Below are 19,942 nucleotides of genomic sequence, written 5' to 3'. Positions count from 1 at the left end.
GCTTAACATTCTCAGCCAGACCTTATTTTACGATCCCCCGGATCATCGCCGTTACTCCGGTTCTGGAGAGCTCGCGAATGCCGTAAGGCTTCAGCAGTTCAACCATGGCTTCGATTTTGTCGGAGTCGCCGACCACCTGCACGATCATCGTCGTCGGGCCGATATCAACCACGGAGGCGCGGAACGTTTCTACGACTCCCAAAATTTCCGGACGGACTTTGGGCTCGGCGTTGATTTGAATCAGCGCGAGCTCGCGGGCGACCATCGGATTGGAGCTGAGATCGTTCACCTTGATGACGTCAATCAGCTTGTACAGCTGCTTGGAAATTTGCTCCAGTGTATTTTCATCGCCGGTGGTGACAATAATCATCCGGGACAAGCCCGGTTCCTCAGAGGCGCCCACCGTGATGCTGTCGATATTGAAGCCGCGGCGGCCGAACAGGCCGGACACCCTCTGAAGAACCCCGGGTTGATTGTTGACAAGCACGGATATCGTGTGTTTGTTTGCACTCATTCGTAATCCCCCAATAACATTTCGTCAAGTGTCGTCCCTGCCTGAACCATCGGGAATACATTCTCGTCCTTGCGGACCACGAAATCGATGACGACCGGTCCCGGGGTATTCAATGCCTCCTGCCAGGCCTTGCGCGCTTCTTCCTTGTTCGTCGCCCGCAGGCCCTTGACCCCGTATGCTTCCGCAAGCTTTACAAAATCCGGGCTTCCGGCGAGATCGATATGGCTCAGGCGGTTGTCATAAATAATTTCCTGCCATTGGCGGACCATTCCGAGCACCTGGTTGTTGATAATGACAATCTTCACGGGAATATTATGGATGGCGCAGACCGCCAGCTCCTGGGCGCACATCTGAAAGCCGCCGTCGCCGTTGACGGAAACGACCAATTTGTCGGGAAACGCCATCTGCGCGCCTATCGCCGAAGGAAAGCCGAAGCCCATTGTGCCCAACCCGCCTGAAGTGATCAGGGAACGCGCATGCTTGAATTTGTAGAACTGGGCCACCCACATCTGATGCTGGCCGACGTCCGTCGTCACGATCGCTTCGCCATCGGTGGTTTCGCTGATCATTTCAATGACGTACTGCGGCTTCAGCTCGCTTTCCGAATCCTTGTAGCGCAGCGGATACTGCTGCTTCCACCCTTCGATTTCGCCGATCCACGCTTCCGACTTGGCCGGCTTAGCCTTCTGATTGGCCTGCTCCAGCACGATTTTGACATCGCCGACACAAGGAATATCGGTCGGCACATTCTTGCCGATTTCCGCCGGATCGACGTCGATATGGGCGACTTTGGCGGTCGGCGCGAAACCGTCCAGCTTCATCGTGACGCGGTCGTCGAAACGGGCACCAATGCTGATCAGCAAATCGCAATTTTGCAAAGCCGTGTTTGAAGCATATGTCCCGTGCATGCCCGGCATGCCTACCCAAAGCTTATGAGCGCTTGGGAATCCGCCGAGTCCAAGCAGCGTGGTGATTACCGGAATTTGCGTTTTCTCGGCAAATTCCAGCAGTTGCTGTCCGGCGCCCGCATAGACGACACCTCCTCCTGCCAGAATCAGCGGCTTCGAGGCCTTTTCGACGGCCTTCAGCAGCCGATCCACCTGCAGCTTGTTCGGCGTCACCGTCGGATTGTATCCGCGGATGCTGATCTTATCCACATATTCGAATTTCGCTTTCGCAGCCGACACATCCTTCGGAATGTCGATCAGCACTGGACCTTTCCGGCCTGTAGAAGCGATATGAAAAGCCTCGCGGATGATTCTCGGCAAATCGTGCACATCCCTGACCAGATAGCTGTGCTTGGTGATCGGCATGGTGATGCCTGTAATGTCGGCTTCCTGGAAGGCGTCGGTGCCGATCGCCGAGGTCGGCACGTTCCCGGTAATGACCACGATCGGAACCGAGTCCATGTAAGCCGTGGCAATTCCAGTCACCAAATTGGTGGCTCCCGGACCCGAAGTTGCGATGCAAACGCCCACTTTGCCGGTTGCTCTGGCATATCCGTCGGCAGCGTGAATGGCTCCCTGTTCATGGCGCGTCAACAGATGATGAAAATCCGGATTCCCATGCATCGCGTCGTAAATGTACAATACGGAACCTCCGGGATAACCGAATACCGTATCTACTCCTTCCAGCAGCAAAGAGCGCAGCAGCATTTCCGAGCCGGAAATCACATCCGGCTTCAACAACCTGTCCCTCAAGTCACCGTTCAATAAACCCGTCGCTTGATTCGTAGATGCAGTTTGTACGCTCATGAAAGCAAACCTCCCTTCAAATCTGGAAAAAAAAGCTTCAGTCCTGGAAAAGACAGTCCATCCCTGATGCTGAGCCCAAGTGAAAACCTGCATAAAAAGCAAAAAATCCTTTCGTCCTCCGCAAATGCTTTCTTGTGCATTTGCCGGGACGAAAGGAATCGTTCTCCTTCGCGGTACCACCCAATGTTCGTCGCACGCCTCACGGCGTATGACCTCTGCAGGTACGGTTCATGACCCGTACCCATACACTTTAACGGGTGTATCCCGATTTCCCCTAATCATCCAGAAGCGCACGCGCAATCTGCTTTTCAGGGAAACAGCTCCGAGGTGAGCTCGCAAAAAGGGATTTTGGCAAAGGTTTCAGCTGTTCCTCTGCTCTCTGTTCAAAAGGGCCCTTATCACTTCGTCCTCTTCATAGCCGATTCATTATGTTACAAATAGAATTTGTAATTTAGAAACTATTATACAACAGCGCGGCCATTAGTCAAGAACTTTTCAGACTATTGGCCGCACTTCACAAAACGTTAAGTTTTAACGGATTATGCGTTGATTTTTTGTTTGGCGACAACCGCAAGATCGGAGAAAGACTTTCCGTCGTTTACGGCCAGATCAGCCAGCATTTTGCGGTTGATGTCCACACCGGCCAGCTTCAGTCCATGCATGAACTTGCTGTAGGACAATCCGTTTTGGCGAGCGGCTGCGTTGATGCGGGCAATCCACAATTTGCGGAAATCGCGTTTGCGCTGACGGCGGTCTCGGTATGCGTAAAGCAGCGACTTCATAACCTGCTCGTTTGCGGTTTTGAATAATCTGTGTTTCGAACCGAAGTAACCTTTTGCCAATTTCAGAATTTTTTTATGACGACGGCGAGTCACAAACCCGCCCTTAACTCTTGCCATGAAAATCTACCTCCTTGTTTTCAAGTAATTATTTGACGTATGTCAACAGCTGGCGGATACGCTTCACATCGCTTGCAGACATGACGACCGAACCGCGCATGTGTCTTTTGCGTCCCGCATCCTTGCTTTCCAGAAGATGCCTTCTGAAAGCCTTGTTTCTTTTGATTTTACCGGTACCCGTTTTGGAAAAACGCTTTGCAGCGCCGCGATGCGTTTTCATTTTTGGCATAATTTAGCCCTCCTACAATGATTTGTAAATCCACAAAGCAAAAGCATAGACCAGCCGTTCGCATTCGAACGACCTCAACAGGGACAAAGACGTCTGCCCCTCATCCACTTGAAAATTCACTTCCGCTTAAAAATATTTCAATGTGAATTCTTCAAGGACGCTTCAACTTGCCATTTTCATCACCGGCTGGCGCCATGAAAATGGCAAGGGGCGTCTATACTGAAAGCGGACGACTTTCACTTCATTCAGGCCCGCTTTCAATCTAACGCAATCAGCCACCATCGCAAAAAACGTCAAGCCTTCGGTCCAAGTATCATGATCATCTGACGGCCTTCCAGCTTCGGTTTGCGCTCGACCACTCCGACTTCCTCGATTTCCTTGGCCACGCGGTCCAGCACCTTCTGGCCGATATCGGCATGTGTGATTTCACGTCCGCGGAAACGGATCGAGCACTTCACCTTGTCCTGCTCCTTCAAAAACTTGACTACATTGCGCAGCTTGGTCTGGTAATCATGCTCCTCAATCGTGGCGCTGAAACGCACCTCTTTGAGCTCGACGATCTTCTGGTTTTTGCGGGCTTCCTTTTCTTTCTTCTGCTGTTCGTAACGGTATTTGCCGTAATCCATTATGCGGCATACCGGGGGCTTGGCATTCGGAGCCACATTCACCAGATCCAAATTAAGTTCAGCCGCCATCTGCAGCGCTTCGCGCAGCGGTTTGATGCCGATCTGTTCACCTTCGGGACCGACCAGACGAACTTCCTTGGCACGAATCTCTTCGTTAATCAGATGATCTTTACTAATAATCTGCCACCTCCAGATGGTTCTCCATCATCAATTCATCCGCTCAAATCGCTTCAACCCGGAATAAGGCCGAAAAACAAAAAAATGTGAGCAGATTAGCCCACATCATCACTCGATCCATCCGCATGAAATTCATGCATGACATGAAACCGTTGATCCTTAACCAGCCGACAGCCAGTCGGGCAGGTGAGAAGCGGGCGCTTCTACTTCCGGGAGAATAAATTTTTGAATTACCAAATTAATATACCACTTGCCAGAATCGATGTCAACAAGCAATTCAAGCTGCTGTTGATTAGAGAACGATCCACAAATGAACGACAAGAAACGCAAGAAAACTTCCGGCAATCCACCGGTGAATGGCCCGGCTGAGAAATGGACTCATCATCAGGCCGATTCCGTCAAGCGCCAACAGAAAAAGCGCGACAAAAGCCAACGTTCCGGTTGCTGTGACGCCGTTCCAATCGAAGCCATTGCCGGTAATAAAGGAAAGTCCATGCAAAAGAACCAAACCCAACCCAAGCATCCCCGTCATCATATGTACCGGCCGGACCAAACGAATCGCCGATGACAAAAACCTTTTTATTTCTGGCGAAAGCTTTAAAAACTCTCTGGTTAATATCCACCACATGACCCCATGCAATGCTGATAAACCAATAAAAAACAAAGCGAAAACTCCAAATGCTTTCTGATTGGGAGACCAATCAAAAGTCGGCAGCGACAGGCTCAAAATACTTGCCATAAGACTGATAAGCAAAATATACAAAGCGATGCTGTTGCCGTAATTCTCCAGCTTAATGACGGTTCTCTCCATCTTTTCATTCCATTTCGTATTCATTGTTAGCGCTCCTCGTGTATAGTTCCCAATTATATTTATATTACCATAAGAATTATAATACAAGAATGAATTATTTTGTTAATTTGTTCATTTTGGTTCATTTGCTAATTTCGTGTTTGACTGGTGTAAAGTTGTGCTGTATTCTAGTGACAACAAAACGGCGCTTCACTGCTTAAACCTCCAAACATCCTTCCTGCAAAGGGTGGTCTGATGAATCCTCGCTTTTATACCATCGGAATGTCCGGTCATATCGATCATGGAAAAACCACCTTGACGAAGGCATTGACCAACATCGACACGGACCGCTTGAAAGAAGAAATCGAGCGAAAAATTTCGATAGAATTGGGGTATGCCTCGTTTCTTTTGGGAGAATACGAGACGACCATCGTCGACGTTCCGGGACACGAAAAATTCATTCGTCAAATGATTGCCGGAGTGGCCGGCATCGATTTGGTCATCCTGGTGATTGCCGCTGATGAAGGGGTCATGCCGCAAACGAAAGAGCATTTGGAAATTTTGTCCTTTTTGGGGCTCGAACACGGCATTATCGCCGTGACAAAAATCGACCGTGTTGATCAGGATTTCATTGAATTGATCCGGGATGACATTCGATCCGCGGTTAACCGCACGATATTTGAAAATGCCGATGTCGTGCTGGTGGACAGCATTTCGGGCAACGGGCTGGAAGAGCTGAAATCGGCAATCGCGCGGAATTTGCGCAATATTCAACAGCGGGAAGCCAAAGGGGCATTTCGCTTGCCCATCGATCAGGTGTTCACAATTCAGGGACAGGGCACAATTGTCCGCGGCACGATCTATGAAGGCACCATTAAAAAGGGCGACCCGTTGCTGCTGCTTCCGCATCAAATTACGGTCAAGGCAAGGCAACTGCAGGTGCACAATCGGGAAAAGGATATGGCCATCGCCGGACAGCGGGTTGCGATCAATTTGGGCGGCGCGGTGAAAGAAGCGGTAAAACGCGGCGACGTTCTTGTCTCATCCGACCATTATTCTCTCAGCAAAGCAATCGAGGTTTCACTGCAAACGGTCAAGGATTTGAAATACCCTGTAAAACAGCGCGCGCCTGTCAAATTTTATTGCGGCACATCCGAGGTCATGGGCAAAATTGTGCTGTTGGACCGCAAGGAATTAAACGGAGACGAAGAGGTCCTCTGCCAAATTCGTCTGGAGGATCCGGTGGTTGCCAGACGCGGAGACCGAATCGTGCTGCGCCGTCCTTCTCCCGTCGAAACAATCGGCGGAGGATGGATCATCGATCCGTTCAGCAAAAAGCTTCGATTTGGCGAGGAAACGATCCGCAAGCTGGAGAGAAAACGGCGCGGAAGCCAGGATGACCGGCTGCTCGACGCTTTGAACGAGCGCTATTTGTTATCCAAAAACGAACTGCTGCAAACCGCTTCCTTTGATCCGGAAACCTTGGAGGAAACCTTGTCCCGCTTGCTCCAAAACCTTCAGGTCATCACTGTGGAGTCCGACGTATTCACTTCTTCAAAGGCTTACGAAAAAGTCAGGCAGGAAATCCACAGAATTTTACAGAAATATCACGAATCCTATCCGCTCCGCTCGGGCATGAATAAAGCCGAATGCGCGCAAGCGCTTAAAGGCGTACCCGTCTTGTTGATTGAGGCTGTTGTCGAACGGGAGGTTGGCTGCGGCGGATTAAAGAGGGAAAAGCAGTTTATTTCGCTCGCCTCATTTGAACCCCATTTCCCACGGCAGTGGGAACAACAGTTCGAAAGGGCGGTGCAACGGATGGAAGCGGATGGGCTGAAGGTCAAACCATTCGACGAGTATTTTTCCGGGGAGAAGGTTCCGGAATACCTTCTGCAAGAGGCAAGGCGCCATTTATTGCAAACCGAAAGGGCTTACACGCTTGACGACAAGCAGCTGATCCACCATCGAACGCATGATAAGCAATTAGACGCATTATATCGTTTTACAAACGGACAGCCCTTTACCGTTCAAGAGGCAAAAGCCATATTGGATACCACGCGGAAAAACCTTGTTTTATATTTGGAATTGCTCGATCAGCTGCGGTTCACGAAAAGAGTCGGGGAGCAGCGGGTATGGTTGAAAAACGAATGAATTTTTGGGGGGGGCGCAATTGAAAAAAATGAGCGGCGCGCTGCAGCCGATGTTTCGCGCTTTGCCGGCGGTGCACAAATTGGTCAACCATCCGCAAGTCCGGTCCTTTGCCGAAAATGCAGGCATCCCCTACGAATTGACAGTCACATTGGCCCAGGAATTGATTGACGAATGGCGTGAAGGAATTTTGCGCGGCACGGTGGAAATCGGCAGTGCGCAGCAAACTTCGGAGCGGTTGAGCGAGGAGCTTCAGGATAAAATGACGGCGCTTCTTTCTCCTCGCCTGCGACGGGTGATCAACGGGACGGGCGTTGTGCTGCATACGAACCTGGGGCGGGCCGTACTGGCCAAAAGCGCGATGGAACAGATTGTTGAAACAGCCGCCTGCTATTCCAATCTGGAATACAATATTGCGCAGGGGGAACGCGGATCGCGACACAGCCACATCGAGGAGTTGATCTGCCGGCTTACCGGCGCCGAAGCGGCCGTGGTGGTGAACAATAACGCCGCAGCCGTATATTTGATTCTGCGTGTGGTGGCCGGCGCCAAACGGGTTATCGTATCCAGAGGTCAGCTTGTGGAGATCGGAGGTTCCTTTCGGGTTTCGGAAATCATGACGGAAAGCGGGGCCCGATTGGTTGAGGTCGGAACGACCAACAAAACCCATCTGTACGATTATGAACGGGCAATCGACAATGATACCGCTTTGTTGATGAAAGTGCATACGAGCAATTTTCATACGGTCGGATTTACCGATTCCGTGTCTTTGCGGGAACTCGTCAAGCTCGGAGCGAAATATCGGATTCCCGTATACGAGGATTTGGGCAGCGGAGCGCTGTATGATCTGCAGGCGCACGGCATCGGCAGCGAGCCTTTGGTGCGCGAAGTTATCGCTTCGGGGGTGGACCTTGTTTCATTCAGCGGCGATAAGCTGCTTGGCGGACCGCAGGCCGGAATTATCGCCGGAAAGCGGAAATGGATCGCAGAATTAAAAAAAAGCCAGCTGGCCCGGGTGCTGAGGGTCGATAAAATGACATTGGCCGGATTGGATGCGACGCTGCGCCTGTATTTGCTCCCCGATCAAGCGGCCAAAGAAATTCCCACGCTCAGAGATATCCTGATTCCGGTTCGGGAAATAGAGTGGAAAGCCAACCGGTTCATGGCCCGGCTTGCCTCCGCGACAGGCATTTCGGCGGAGATTGTAGACGACGTATCGGCCGTCGGCGGGGGATCGCTGCCGGGGGTCACCCTTCCGACGAAGTCGGTTGCCCTTGCCTTTCATGGCCAACCCGCGCATCGGGTGGAGAAAAAACTGCGTCACGGTTCACCCCCCGTGATTGTTCGCGTTGTCCAAAACCATGTGCGCATTGATTTTCGCACCGTATTGCACGAAGAAATCGACCTGTTGGCCGCAGCCATTAGCAGCATTGCATTTTGATTTTTGGCGAGACTGTGTGGGAATCGAACCCACCAGAGACGGCAAGCGCCTCCCAAAAGGTTTTGAAGACCTAGAGGGACACCAGTACCCCAGCCAGCCCCACATTGATAACGGAAAAATGTTTTGTGCAATTTACAGGTCATCAATAAAAGGGATTTACTTTTTAGATGTTTCTGATTATCATGATTATAACACACAGACATTCCCAAATACTATACAAGTTTTATAAATGAATCGCCGTTTAAACAGCCGGCAGGATAATAATCGAACGGGGGAATAAAAGGATGAGCAAATCATGCCCCGACGAATACCCTGTTACCCTCTATTTGAATGAGCAAGAGCTGCTAACCATTCAATTAAGCCGGGTGGATTGGGAGGATTGGGCAACGGGATATTTGTTTACGGAAGGCATTATCGATTCGCCCAGCGATTTGAAAACATTGTTGATCGATGATTTTGATTTCCGCGGCAAAATTTGGGTCGACCTGGTCCGCGGCAATGCCGGCTCCATCCTTAAGAGGCGCAGGCACCTGACGGCCGGATGCGGCAAGGGGGTAACGTTTCAATCCATATCCGATGTCAAAAAGATAAAAAAAGTCGCGTTTGGCCGGTCTGCTACTTTAGGTTATCTGCAGCAAAAAATGCGCGAGTTTTCAAAACTCACTCCTTTGTATCATCAGACAGGCGGCATGCATGGAGCTTGCTTGATCGATTTGGATGGCGGGATGATCGTCAGGGAAGATATCGGACGCCACAATGCCGTGGATAAAGTGATCGGATACGCCGTCAGAAATGGGCTGCCGCCGCAAAATCTGATACTCATGACAACCGGTCGAATTTCCTATGAAATGCTGTCAAAAGCGGCAAGGTTCGGTATCGGCATCATCGCCTCGCGAACCGCCGCGACCTGTCAGGCAATCGAGTTGGCGCAATTTCTTCAGGTTGAAATCGTCGGTTATATCCGGGGACAGATGGCAACCGTCTACACTTCCTGCAACAGGATCATCGATGACGAAAAATCCCGTCTATTTATACATAACAAACAGCCTTCAGTTTGCCCTTCCGACCACAACGCAATCGACTTATTGCCCTGATGCCTGGAATCATGCTTTGCGTGGGTCGTTGGAATATGAAATATGGAGAAAGGAGCTGAATCGCTCATCTTGTGGTTATCGACGTCATTTTTTGAAAAGGCTTTCAATCTTCGCACAAGGAGGTAAACTCAATTGCTTACACGTCGTGACTTCTTGAAAAAATCGGGGGTTGCCGTTGCGGGATTAACGGCAGCGTCGCTTGCCGGCGTGAATTTGAAGCCGGTACATGCGCAAGTGACAAAAATCAAATTGCAGGTCAAAAAAGGCAAGCAGGTTCCCAGCGTTTGTCCCTATTGCGCAATCGGCTGCGGGATGATCATTACGGAATCCGGAGGAAAAGTCGTCAATATTGAAGGAAATCCGGACAGTCCGGTCAATTTGGGTTCGCTGTGTCCCAAGGGAGCGGCCGCTTTCCAGTTGGTCAACAATGATCAGCGGCAAACCAAAGTATTGTATCGCGCCCCATACAGCGACAAATGGGAAGAAAAGCCGCTGGATTGGGCCATGGACCGCGTCGCCGAGAAAGTCAAGGAAACGAGAGACAAGTATTTTATTGAAGAAATGGACGGCAAGCTCGTCAATGTCAATCCGGCCATCGCTTCATTGGGCGGATCCACGATGGAAAACGAATGGAATTACATGCACCTCAAGCTTATGCGTTCCTTGGGTGTCGTTAATCTGGAAAACCAGGCTCGTATATGACACAGCTCCACAGTACCTGGTCTAGGTACTTCATTCGGTCGTGGCGGCGCTACGACAACGCCAAGGGACTTGGCGGAAAGTGATTGCATTGTCATTATGGGATCCAATTTTGCGGAGAATCACCCTGTAGGATTCCGGTGGGTGCTCCGCGCCAAGGACAAAGGGGCCAGAGTGATCAGCATCGATCCCCGCTTTACGCGCAGTTCGGCGCTGGCAACCGACTATGTTCCCATGCGGTCGGGAACGGATATCGTTTTTTTGGGCGCTCTGATCAATTACATGATCCAGCATGAGAAATATTTTAAAGAGTATGTCCTCAACTATACGAATGCCTCTTTTATTCTTAAAGAAGAATTTAAAGACACGGAAGACCTGGAGGGGCTGTTCTCAGGCTATAACCCGGATAAGCAGTCATATGACACGTCGTCGTGGGACTATGAACGGGAAGAACCCGTTCATCCCGAAGGTGAGCCGAAGACATTGACGGATCGCATCGCCCGGCAAAAAATCGTAGGCCGTCCCAAACGGGATGAAACCCTGCAGCATCCGCGCTCGGTATTTCAGGTTTTAAAACGCCATTACTCCAGATACACTCCCGAGCTGGTTGAGGAAGTCTGCGGCACGCCAAAAGACCAGTTTGTCATGGTCGCGGAAACTCTCGCCAAAAACTCGGGGAAAGACCGCACTTCCGCATTCTGTTATGCCATGGGATGGACCCAGCACACATTGGGCACGCAAAATATCCGCTGCGCCGGCATTCTCCAGTCGCTGCTGGGAAATATGGGACGCCCCGGGGGAGGCATCATGGCGCTTCGCGGCCACGCCAACGTGCAGGGCGCGACGGATCTGCCCACGCTTTATAATTCTCTCCCCGGTTATTTAAACATGCCTGCGGCCAGTAAAAAGCACGATACGCTGGAAAATTATCTGTTAAGCGAATCCAAACCAACCGGCTGGTGGGTCAACTATCCCAAATATATGGTCAGCCTGCTGAAAGCATGGTTTGGCGATGCGGCTACAGAAGCCAACGATTACGGATATGATTTTCTGCCTAAACTGATCGGCGATCACTCGCATTACGGGATGTTCCAGAAGATGTATCAGGGCAATATAAAAGGATTTTTCGTGATGGGCCAAAATCCCGCCGCAGGAGGCCAAAACGCCAGCTTTCACCGGGAAGCCATGGCCAAATTGGATTGGATGGTCATCCGCGATCCCTTCCTGACCGAAACGGCCACTTTCTGGTCCGCCGCTCCCGAAGTGGTAAACGGAAAAGTGAGTCCCAAGGACATCAAGACGGAAATCTTCTTCTTCCCCACCGCCGTATTTGCCGAAACCGGAGGAAGCTTTACGAATACGAGCCGGATGGCGCAGTGGAAGGAAAAAGCCGCCGATCCGCCCGGGGACTGCCGGTCCGATCTTTGGTTCACCTACGAATTGGGCAAAAAATTAAAGGCTCTTTACAAATCGAGCACCGACAAGCGCAACTGGGCGATCCAAAATTTAACTTGGGATTATGAGCCTGAAAGCAATACCGGATTCAAAGTTCCCGAGCCGGATGACCACAAGATTCTCAAGGAAATCAACGGTTACGAAACAGCAACCGGCAAGCATGTGAAAAGCTTTGTCGATCTCAAAGACGACGGCTCTACGGCATCCGGCGCCTGGATCTACACCGGCATTTTCCCGGATGAGAAGACCAACCGCGCGGCCTCCCGAAAAGGGGACGACTATGTCAGCCTCAATTGGGGCTTTAGCTGGCCTGCCAACCGTCATATTTTGTATAACCGCGCAGCGGCGGCACCGGATGGCAGTCCATGGTCCGAGCGGAAGAAATACGTATGGTGGGACGCGCTGCAAAAAAAATGGACCGGTCTGGATGTTCCCGATTTTGCCGCGACCAAGGCGCCGAATACGCCGGCGAAAGTCGACGGAATAGGTTTGGATGCGCATTCGGGTTCCGATCCGTTCATCATGCTGCCGGAAGGACGGATTCAGTTGTTCGGCGTGCTGGCCGATGGCCCCCTTCCCGCCCATTACGAACCGGTCGATACACCGATTGCCAATAAATTGTATCCCAAGTATCCGCATAACCCCGCAACGGTGTATTATAAGGATCTTGCGCACAATCAACTGCATGGGGTCAATAATGAGAAATTTCCCTATGTCATTACCACATACCGTGTCACAGAGCACCACTTGAGCGGACCCATGACCCGCTGGCTGCCCTGGTTGGCGGAAATCATGCCGGAGGTATTCCTGGAAATCAGTCCTGAATTGGCCAAGCAACTGGACATTCGCAACGGGGATTGGGTCACGATCGAAACAGCCCGCGGTATGGCCGAAGCCAAAGCGCTCGTGACGAAGCGGATGCGCCCCTTCAAAATCGATGGAAAAACGGTTCACCAGGTGGGAATGCCGATTCACTGGGGATATGCCGGTATTGCAAAAGGTTCTGCGTCCAACGAACTGACGGCCATTGTCGGCGATCCCAATGTTCGCATTCATGAATCCAAGGCCTTTACCTGCAATGTGCGCAAAGGCCGGATCGGTCAGGGGGTGCTCTAGATGGCGGATAGAAAAGCCATGTTTGTCGATACGTCGGTTTGCACGGGATGCAAGGCATGCCAGGTAGCCTGCAAGGAGTGGAATGAACTGCCGATGGCGGAGCATATCGGCTTTACGGGAAACAGTTATGACAATACGGGCCATTTGGGATCCGTTAACTGGCGTCACGTTAAATTTGTGGAACAATTTTCAGATAACCGCCAGGAGCAGCGCTGGCTGTTCCTGGCGGATTCCTGCAAACACTGCCAACAGGCGGGATGCATGGAAGTTTGCCCGACCAATGCGATCATCCGCACCGAATTTGATACGGTTTATATCGATCATGATATTTGTATCGGCTGCGGCTATTGTGTATCCGGTTGTCCGTTTGGCGTGATTGGGATCGATGATGTAAAAGGAACGGCGCAAAAATGCACATTCTGCTATGACAGGCTGCAAAATGGACAGCAGCCGGCCTGCGCCCAGTCCTGTCCTACCGATTCCATCCAATTTGGCAATCTAAGCGATTTGCGTTCGATGGCAAATGGCAGAGTTAACCGATTAAAACAAAATGGCGTAACCCAAGCGAGTATTTACGGAGACGAGAAAGTGCTCGGCGGTTTGAATGCTTTTTACCTGCTGCTTGACAAGCCTGAAGTTTACGGACTTCCATCCAACCCGCAGCTCCCGAGCAAAAAATCGGGCGGCGCCTATTTCTCAAGCGTGCTGGGATTGATTGGGATGGGATTGGTCGGACTGCTTACGTTCAGAGCAAGACGAATGGAACAAATAGCGCAGGAAAAACAATCAAAAATCGATAAGGGGGTGGATTGACCATGTATCCTTATCCGCATGAACTGAGCGCTCCCGGTTGGCACTGGGCAATAATGATCTACTTCTTTGCCGCAGGAATAGCGATTGGCTCCTATATTTTTGCAGCCTTTGGTCAACTGTTGGGAAGCCGGGCCGAGCGCGATTATTCAATATCCGGCTATCTGCTGGGCATGCCTCTGATGATTGTCAGCGGGCTGATGTTAATTCTGGATCTTCACGTTCCGGATAAATTTATCAGGTTTTTCCATATGATGTTCAATCCCCGCGACGGAGTGCTGATGTTCAAGCCTGTTTCCGTGATGTCCTTGGGTTCATGGGCAATCCTGTTATTCAGCGCCATCTCCGCCCTCTCTTTTATTTATGCGGTAATCAGAATGAAAAACCTTGCAGCGAAAAATCCTTTGATCCGTTTGCTGATCAATCTCCATGAAGGCCCGGGCAGAAATATATACCTGCCTATCGGGATATTGGCAGCCGGATACATTGGAACATACACCGGAATTCTTCTTACGGCAACGCAATGGCCTGTATGGTCGGCAACCAGCCTTATTCCCGTACTCTTTCTGGCTTCAGGCATATCGACGGGTCTTGCCGCGATCGTTTTGATGAAATCCAAAAAAGCGCAAGAGGCAAAAGATTACATTCATAAGTTGGAAAAAGCGGATACCATTGTCATGGTGATCGAATTGATTCTCATTGTACTATTTATCATCAGCCTTGGACCGCTGGCGGAAATTCTGGTGACGGGCAGCAATTCCATTCTTCTGTTTGGCGGCGTTGTGCTTGCGGGATTGATTCTGCCTCTTATTTTCAGGTACAAACCCTCCCTTATGGGAGATAGACAAAGATTGATACTTTCAAACATTCTTATCCTTGCCGGCGGATTGGCCTTGAGATATGTATTGGTCATCGGCGCACAGCATCTGTAAACGGCGGCTTCAGTAAGGTTACTTTCCCGCCAAAAGTGGAACTAATTTCATCGCGAGCCCTTAGTGGTGAGGTTCCTCTCACCACTTGCTCTTTCAAAAAAGGGGGGAACGGACATGGAAATGCTTGCAACAATCGAAAGCCGGTGGAAAAGGCTAAAGGACAAAAATAAAACGATAAAATCAATGGCCGACATCCACCAGGATTTAATGAAGGAAATGATCATGTATACGCCCAACTTTACACCTTTCCCGTTGTCCGAAGATGAAATAAAAGCGAAGTGGCGTAATGGAGATTACTTGCTTGATGGCTTGGAAGATCAAGTGGATTTATCATTTGCCGTTCCATTGTTTCGGAAATTGATCGATTGGTCGGGATTGGAAAAAGCAAAGCACTCCTTGAAAAAGCTGAAAAAGTCTGTAACAGACCAGGAAATCCGTCTTGTTTTGGCGGAAAGCCTCCGCAACCATGACAAACCCTTGTGGGAATTATCGGAACGGTACAATGTGGATATTCCCTTGATTGCCGTCTTGGTCCAGTACAGTTTATTGCCCACGCTTGACCGCTACAGCCGTGCCTGGACCCGTTGTCCGGACCTGGAAGAATGGGGAAAAGGATATTGTCCGGTGTGCGGAAGCCATCCGATCCTGTCGGAATACCGCGATTCGGAAAATTTCCGCTTTCTGCGCTGCGGTTCCTGCGGCTGCGATTGGATGTTCCAGAGGGTCATGTGCGCCAACTGTCACAGCACGGATCACAAAAATTTGGATTTCCTGTTTGTTGAAGAGGAAAAAAACAAATACCGCATTGATGTTTGCGACGGCTGCAAAACATACATAAAAGGGGTAAACGTGCTGGAGCCTCAATCCTACCCACTCATTTATTTGGAAGAAATGGCTACCCTTCATCTGGATCTGATTGCACAGGAGCAGGGATATCAGCGGTGTTAGAGTGAATCGGACAGCAGCCTATTTTGAGGCTGTATCAGGCCGATATCAAGCAGATATTAATATTTCCGAAGAATTTCCCTGAGCTTATGCACATGCTCCTGCAGGGCTCGTTCCCCGACGATAACCTCGCAGCGGTGAATGTTGACGCCCTGATCAAAAAATTTGCTTTCATATTCCGTCATAACGTTGTTGGCAGCAGGCCCTTCGGCGTGCAGATCAAGGGAAATGTTCCGCATGCGGAGTCCCATATCGGAGAAAGCGTTCAGTGAAAATTCAAACAGCTGACGCGAATCCGTCTTGAAATGGATTTCCCCCCGTTCGTTGAGCAACTGCAAGTATTTTTTCAGGAACTCGGGATGGGTCAATCTTCTTTTGGCGTGCCGCTTTTTGGGCCAAGGATCGCTGAAGTTCAAATAAATCCGCTCGACTTCACTGTCAGCGAAAACCTTCTCGATGTGCTCGATATTCATCCTGACCAATGCTATATTCATCGGGGCGGTGCCATGCGCTTCTTTCCATACGACGAATGCTTTTTCAACCGCCCGGTGAATCAAGGTATCGTACATATCCACGCCGATGAAATTCACATCAGGATGAAGCACGCTCATCTCGCTGATGAATTTCCCTTTGCCCATGCCAAGCTCTACGTGAATCGGACGGTTATTGCCAAACCATTCGGCCCATCTCCCCTTATATGATTCCGCTTCGTCAACCATCAGACCCGACAGCCGTTGAAGCATTTCCTCCGTCATTTTTTTGCCTCTCAGCCTCACTGCGTTTCCTCCTGTCATTATCCGTACAACCCACAGTATATTGTGCACAACCGGACGGAGAAAGTAAAGCGGTTGATCGGTCCGCCGTTTTGCAGAACAGCGAACCCGTTATTTGCCCAAGCGTTAAAAAAGGCGCTCCCGCGGGAAAATCCCGCGATAGAGCGCCTGCAGCGGCTCAATAATATTCTGCAACTGCCGCATTCGAACCATCTTTTTATTTAATGCATTTTCCCGGAACGACCGACTTCCAATTTGTCTTCAACAAAATGCTTCAGCTTTTTGCGCGCTTCGAATACGAGTCCGGGATCCTCATTAAAGCGAGTCCCGGATAAGGCAATGGCTTCTTTCACGGTCAATTCAACGACGATTTTATCGTCGCCCTTGGGAATGGAAACGTTCGAATTCATTTTCATCACCCCACGGTATTAAGTTGACTTTATTCTGCCCATACCATAAGAAAATAATGAATGTCTTGGAAGAAAAATTTATTGAATTTTCGCTCACCTCTAATATAACACATTATGTAAGGTTTTTCAATGATTATTTGCGGGTTTCAACTGGTTTTTTTAGCTGTCGTACATTCGCTTCAGTTCCTTCAGCGGGTAGAACGTTCCTCTCCAATACACTCCGCCGCGCACGTATGCCAGCACGACGGAACGGGCCAAGACATACACCAATATCAGCGAGGAGATCGGCAGCACAAATACTTCCGCCCCTTTGTATACCGTGAATTTCTTTAATACGAATACATAGAGCGACATCATCAGAATAACGGAAAGCAGGAACAACGCGCTCCGCCAATCACCGAACAGCAGCATTCCGACATACGGAAAGACAAACAACGCCAGCTGACCGAGAATACCAGCCAAGGCAAGCCATGGATTGTACCGGAATCCGGCAAACAAATTTTTTTCCATCCCCCGGAACGCCTCCCCCAAACTACGGTACCATTCAACCCGAAGCTTGCGGATCCCGGACAAAAATCGCTGCTTGAAGCCGAACTGCTTCACCAGCAAGCCCAGCTCCAAATCGTCATCGGGACGCATCGGGAACGCGCTGTGCGTGCCGATACCCTCGTATGCTCTTCTGCTGATCAGGTTGAATGCTCCGATGCCGATCCCCTTTTCGCGCTGGCTATCGATATTGGACTTCCAAGGCGGGACGATCAGCGACAACGAAAACAGGAAAAAGTTCACGAAAGCCCCAAGCCAGAAGCCGGGGACGGTCATAGCCGGCGCAAGTGTCAGATGCTCGACGTCTTTTTTCTGCATATATTCGATTGCGGAGCGAATTGTATCAGGTTGAAAGATCACGTCCGCGTCGGTAAACAGCAAATATTTGCCTCGAGCCTGAAGATAACCCTGATACATCGCATGGTTTTTGCCCAGCCAGCCGGCCGGCAGCGAGGTGACATGGACAACCTGCAGCGGAGTATGGACGTTTTTCTTGATTTCCGACCATTTTTTCAGCGCCTCCAGTTTGACGCCGGTGGCATCGGTCGACCGATCGTTTACGGCAATGATTTCCAGACGCCCGTAATCCTGCTCCAGCAAATGCTTGACCGTATCGGTGATTGCGTCCTCCTCTTCTTTGGCCGCCACAATGACCGACACCAACGGAGGCCTTTCCGGATGGCCGCCGGCATCCGGCAGCGGATAGACATACCTCCAGCCGCGGACCGAAACAAAAAAGTGCGCGCTCCAATAGATCAAGACAACAATTGCCAGCAAACTGAATGCGACCATTTCTGCCTCCCAAGGTTAAGAATGAAGCTATTGTAACATTATATACCGTTTGCCGCTGATACGCATGTTCCATCCGTATCACTTTCGGTGCCCGAAACTTGTTCAAGCTGCAGCTCCGTATTGATGCATCACCCGACCTGCGTTCGCATTCCGCTGCATTTTCCGCTACAATAATTACTTGACAGCCATATTCGATGCTGGAGATTTTCAATAAAGCTTCAGGCAAGGAGAATCGGAAATGAAAGCATCCGTTCCGTCAAAGCCCCGGATGTGGGGCGACAAACGGTTTCATACATGGAATTACGAAATGCGGGAGCAATTTGGCGAGAAGGTGTTCAAGGTCATGCTCGATGCCGGTTTTACATGCCCGAACCGGGACGGAACGATCGCCGTCGGGGGCTGCACCTTCTGCAGCGCGCGCGGGTCGGGAGATTTCGCCGGAAGCCGCAGAAACGATCTGGTCACCCAGTTCAATCAAATCCGCGACCGCCAGCACCTCAAATGGCCGAACGCCAAATATATCGGGTATTTTCAGGCGTATACCAACACCTATGCTCCGGTGGAGGAGCTGCGGGATCTCTACGAAGTCATTCTGGAGCAGCCGGGCGTCGTCGGCCTCTCCATCGCCACCCGGCCGGATTGTCTGCCCGATGAGGTCGTTGAATATCTCGCCGAGTTGAATGAAAGAACGTATCTATGGGTCGAAATGGGACTGCAAACCGTCCATGAATCGACCTCCGAGCTGATCAACCGGGCTCACGATACACAGTGCTATCTGGAGGCGGTCGAAAAGCTTCGGAAGCGCAACATTCGCATCTGCGCCCATATCATCTACGGGCTTCCTCTGGAAACGCACGCCATGATGCTGGAAACCGCGAGGTCCGTAGCCCGCATGGACGTTCAGGGGATCAAGGTCCACCTGCTGCACCTGATGCGCAAGACCCCGATGGTCAAGCAGTATGAAGCGGGATTGCTGCGATTTTTGGAAAAGGATGAATATGTCAAGCTCGTCGCGGACACGCTGGAGATGCTTCCGCCGGAGATGATCGTTCATCGCCTGACCGGCGATGCGCCGAGAGACCTATTGATCGGACCGACCTGGAGCCTGAAAAAATGGGAAGTCCTCAATGCCATCGATGACGAGCTGAAGCACCGCGATACATGGCAGGGGAAGTTTTTCGCGGAATCCGCGAACTGACTGGGAGGCTGCAATGGGGTTTTTATCGATATTGAGCTTTGCGCACCACCTCGTGAAAGAGCGGACAGCTTCCGGCGATGCCGTCATTGACGCCACGATGGGCAACGGCAACGACATGCTGTTTTTGACAGAGCAGGTTGGATCAGAGGGAACCGTGTACGGTTTCGACATTCAGCCGCAAGCGCTGGAGCAGACCCGCGCAAAGCTGGAGCAAGCCGGCGTTTATCGGGAGGAACGCATTCATCTATACCTGCAGAACCATGAGTTCATGCTCGACACTTTGCCTCACGGCCTGTTTGGCCGCATAGCCGCGGTGATGTTTAATCTGGGGTACCTCCCGGGACACAACCACGGGATCATCACCCGCCCCGAATCGACGCTTCCCGCTTTGCAGGCCGCCCTTCAATTGCTGAAAAACGGAGGCATTCTTACGATTGTGCTCTACTCCGGACACGAAGGCGGCAAACGCGAAACGGAGGCCGTACTGGATTGGGCAGCGCGCCTTTCCCAAGCCTCCTATCAAGTGCTGCGCTACGGTTTCCTGAACCAGAAGAACGATCCTCCGTTTCTGATTGCGATCGAAAAAAGATAAAA

Annotated in this window: 18 protein-coding genes, 1 tRNA gene and 1 pseudogene; 10 read left to right on the top strand and 10 right to left on the bottom strand. The window is 50.8% G+C overall.

The genetic code is table 11. The annotated features are described in order from the left end of the window. Nucleotides 1–22: 22 nt before the first annotated feature. The 6 genes from ilvN to VF724_RS05130 form a co-directional block, all read right to left on the bottom strand. Nucleotides 23–514 carry an acetolactate synthase small subunit gene (gene ilvN, locus VF724_RS05155; protein ID WP_371753152.1) on the bottom strand — a complete coding sequence of 164 codons (492 nt, stop codon included), beginning with the start codon at nucleotides 512–514 and terminating at the stop codon, nucleotides 23–25. Further along, complete coding sequence (gene ilvB / locus VF724_RS05150; RefSeq protein WP_371753151.1) at nucleotides 511–2,268, bottom strand: biosynthetic-type acetolactate synthase large subunit; 1,758 nt, start codon at nucleotides 2,266–2,268, stop codon at nucleotides 511–513. Before ilvB ends, ilvN begins: the two co-directional genes overlap by 4 nt. Nucleotides 2,269–2,807: 539 nt before the next feature. Beyond that, nucleotides 2,808–3,167 carry a 50S ribosomal protein L20 gene (rplT, locus tag VF724_RS05145; RefSeq protein ID WP_371753150.1) on the bottom strand — a complete coding sequence of 120 codons (360 nt, stop codon included), beginning with the start codon at nucleotides 3,165–3,167 and terminating at the stop codon, nucleotides 2,808–2,810. Nucleotides 3,168–3,195: 28 nt separating this feature from the next. Continuing rightward, nucleotides 3,196–3,396 carry a 50S ribosomal protein L35 gene (gene rpmI / locus VF724_RS05140; RefSeq protein WP_371753149.1) on the bottom strand — a complete coding sequence of 67 codons (201 nt, stop codon included), beginning with the start codon at nucleotides 3,394–3,396 and terminating at the stop codon, nucleotides 3,196–3,198. A gap of 293 nt (nucleotides 3,397–3,689) precedes the next feature. After that, nucleotides 3,690–4,184 carry a translation initiation factor IF-3 gene (gene infC / locus VF724_RS05135; protein ID WP_371753230.1) on the bottom strand — a complete coding sequence of 165 codons (495 nt, stop codon included), beginning with the start codon at nucleotides 4,182–4,184 and terminating at the stop codon, nucleotides 3,690–3,692. Nucleotides 4,185–4,491: 307 nt separating this feature from the next. Beyond that, nucleotides 4,492–5,034 carry a hypothetical protein gene (locus tag VF724_RS05130; protein WP_371753148.1) on the bottom strand — a complete coding sequence of 181 codons (543 nt, stop codon included), beginning with the start codon at nucleotides 5,032–5,034 and terminating at the stop codon, nucleotides 4,492–4,494. A 210-nt stretch (nucleotides 5,035–5,244) separates the two neighbouring features. Between VF724_RS05130 and selB the strand changes: the two genes are divergently transcribed. Both selB and selA read left to right on the top strand, forming a co-directional pair. Continuing rightward, nucleotides 5,245–7,140, top strand: a complete 1,896-nt coding sequence (gene selB, locus VF724_RS05125; protein WP_371753147.1) for a selenocysteine-specific translation elongation factor — start codon at nucleotides 5,245–5,247, stop codon at nucleotides 7,138–7,140. 28 nt (nucleotides 7,141–7,168) lie between these two features. Continuing rightward, nucleotides 7,169–8,578 carry an L-seryl-tRNA(Sec) selenium transferase gene (gene selA, locus VF724_RS05120; protein ID WP_371753229.1) on the top strand — a complete coding sequence of 470 codons (1,410 nt, stop codon included), beginning with the start codon at nucleotides 7,169–7,171 and terminating at the stop codon, nucleotides 8,576–8,578. Nucleotides 8,579–8,582: 4 nt separating this feature from the next. On the opposite strand, the gene VF724_RS05115 is transcribed toward selA, so the two are convergent. Further along, nucleotides 8,583–8,679: transfer RNA gene (locus tag VF724_RS05115), tRNA-Sec, on the bottom strand. Nucleotides 8,680–8,862: 183 nt separating this feature from the next. Here VF724_RS05115 and fdhD point away from each other — a divergent pair. From fdhD to VF724_RS05090, 6 genes and pseudogenes are all read left to right on the top strand, one after another. After that, entirely contained in the window at nucleotides 8,863–9,672 is an 810-nt protein-coding gene (gene fdhD, locus VF724_RS05110) for a formate dehydrogenase accessory sulfurtransferase FdhD (protein ID WP_371753146.1), read from the top strand. Nucleotides 9,673–9,804: 132 nt separating this feature from the next. Then, the gene (locus VF724_RS21615) at nucleotides 9,805–10,374 is read left to right on the top strand and encodes a twin-arginine translocation signal domain-containing protein (protein WP_503473101.1); all 570 of its coding nucleotides are present in this window, start codon (nucleotides 9,805–9,807) and stop codon (nucleotides 10,372–10,374) included. A gap of 12 nt (nucleotides 10,375–10,386) precedes the next feature. Beyond that, a pseudogene (fdnG, locus tag VF724_RS05105) lies at nucleotides 10,387–12,942 on the top strand (formate dehydrogenase-N subunit alpha); the annotation flags it as partial. Continuing rightward, nucleotides 12,943–13,755: a 4Fe-4S dicluster domain-containing protein gene (locus VF724_RS05100; protein WP_371753144.1), complete on the top strand. Its 813-nt coding sequence runs from the start codon at nucleotides 12,943–12,945 to the stop codon at nucleotides 13,753–13,755. 2 nt (nucleotides 13,756–13,757) lie between these two features. Next, the gene (gene nrfD, locus VF724_RS05095) at nucleotides 13,758–14,684 is read left to right on the top strand and encodes an NrfD/PsrC family molybdoenzyme membrane anchor subunit (RefSeq protein WP_371753143.1); all 927 of its coding nucleotides are present in this window, start codon (nucleotides 13,758–13,760) and stop codon (nucleotides 14,682–14,684) included. A gap of 114 nt (nucleotides 14,685–14,798) precedes the next feature. Continuing rightward, nucleotides 14,799–15,632 (top strand): formate dehydrogenase accessory protein FdhE, encoded by an 834-nt coding sequence (locus tag VF724_RS05090; RefSeq protein WP_371753142.1) that lies wholly within the window; start codon nucleotides 14,799–14,801, stop codon nucleotides 15,630–15,632. A 56-nt stretch (nucleotides 15,633–15,688) separates the two neighbouring features. Here VF724_RS05090 and trmB read toward each other — a convergent pair whose 3' ends face one another. The 3 genes from trmB to VF724_RS05075 form a co-directional block, all read right to left on the bottom strand. Beyond that, complete coding sequence (gene trmB, locus VF724_RS05085) at nucleotides 15,689–16,405, bottom strand: tRNA (guanosine(46)-N7)-methyltransferase TrmB (protein WP_371753141.1); 717 nt, start codon at nucleotides 16,403–16,405, stop codon at nucleotides 15,689–15,691. A 218-nt stretch (nucleotides 16,406–16,623) separates the two neighbouring features. Then, nucleotides 16,624–16,812 (bottom strand): hypothetical protein, encoded by a 189-nt coding sequence (locus tag VF724_RS05080; protein ID WP_371753140.1) that lies wholly within the window; start codon nucleotides 16,810–16,812, stop codon nucleotides 16,624–16,626. Nucleotides 16,813–16,971: 159 nt separating this feature from the next. Next, nucleotides 16,972–18,150: a glycosyltransferase family 2 protein gene (locus VF724_RS05075; RefSeq protein ID WP_371753139.1), complete on the bottom strand. Its 1,179-nt coding sequence runs from the start codon at nucleotides 18,148–18,150 to the stop codon at nucleotides 16,972–16,974. A gap of 238 nt (nucleotides 18,151–18,388) precedes the next feature. Here VF724_RS05075 and mnmL point away from each other — a divergent pair, with 238 nt between their 5' ends. Both mnmL and mnmM read left to right on the top strand, forming a co-directional pair. Next, entirely contained in the window at nucleotides 18,389–19,348 is a 960-nt protein-coding gene (gene mnmL, locus VF724_RS05070; RefSeq protein ID WP_371753138.1) for a tRNA modification radical SAM protein MnmL/YtqA, read from the top strand. A 13-nt stretch (nucleotides 19,349–19,361) separates the two neighbouring features. Then, nucleotides 19,362–19,940: a tRNA 5-(aminomethyl)-2-thiouridylate-methyltransferase MnmM gene (mnmM, locus tag VF724_RS05065; protein ID WP_371753137.1), complete on the top strand. Its 579-nt coding sequence runs from the start codon at nucleotides 19,362–19,364 to the stop codon at nucleotides 19,938–19,940. The last annotated feature ends 2 nt before the right edge of the window (nucleotides 19,941–19,942 follow it).

It is taken from the genome of Ferviditalea candida (assembly GCF_035282765.1).
GTDB classification, from domain to species: Bacteria; Bacillota; Bacilli; order Paenibacillales; family KCTC-25726; genus Ferviditalea; species Ferviditalea candida.
Note: the sequence above shows the minus strand (reverse complement) of the source record. Positions and strands in the feature narration are given on the sequence as shown.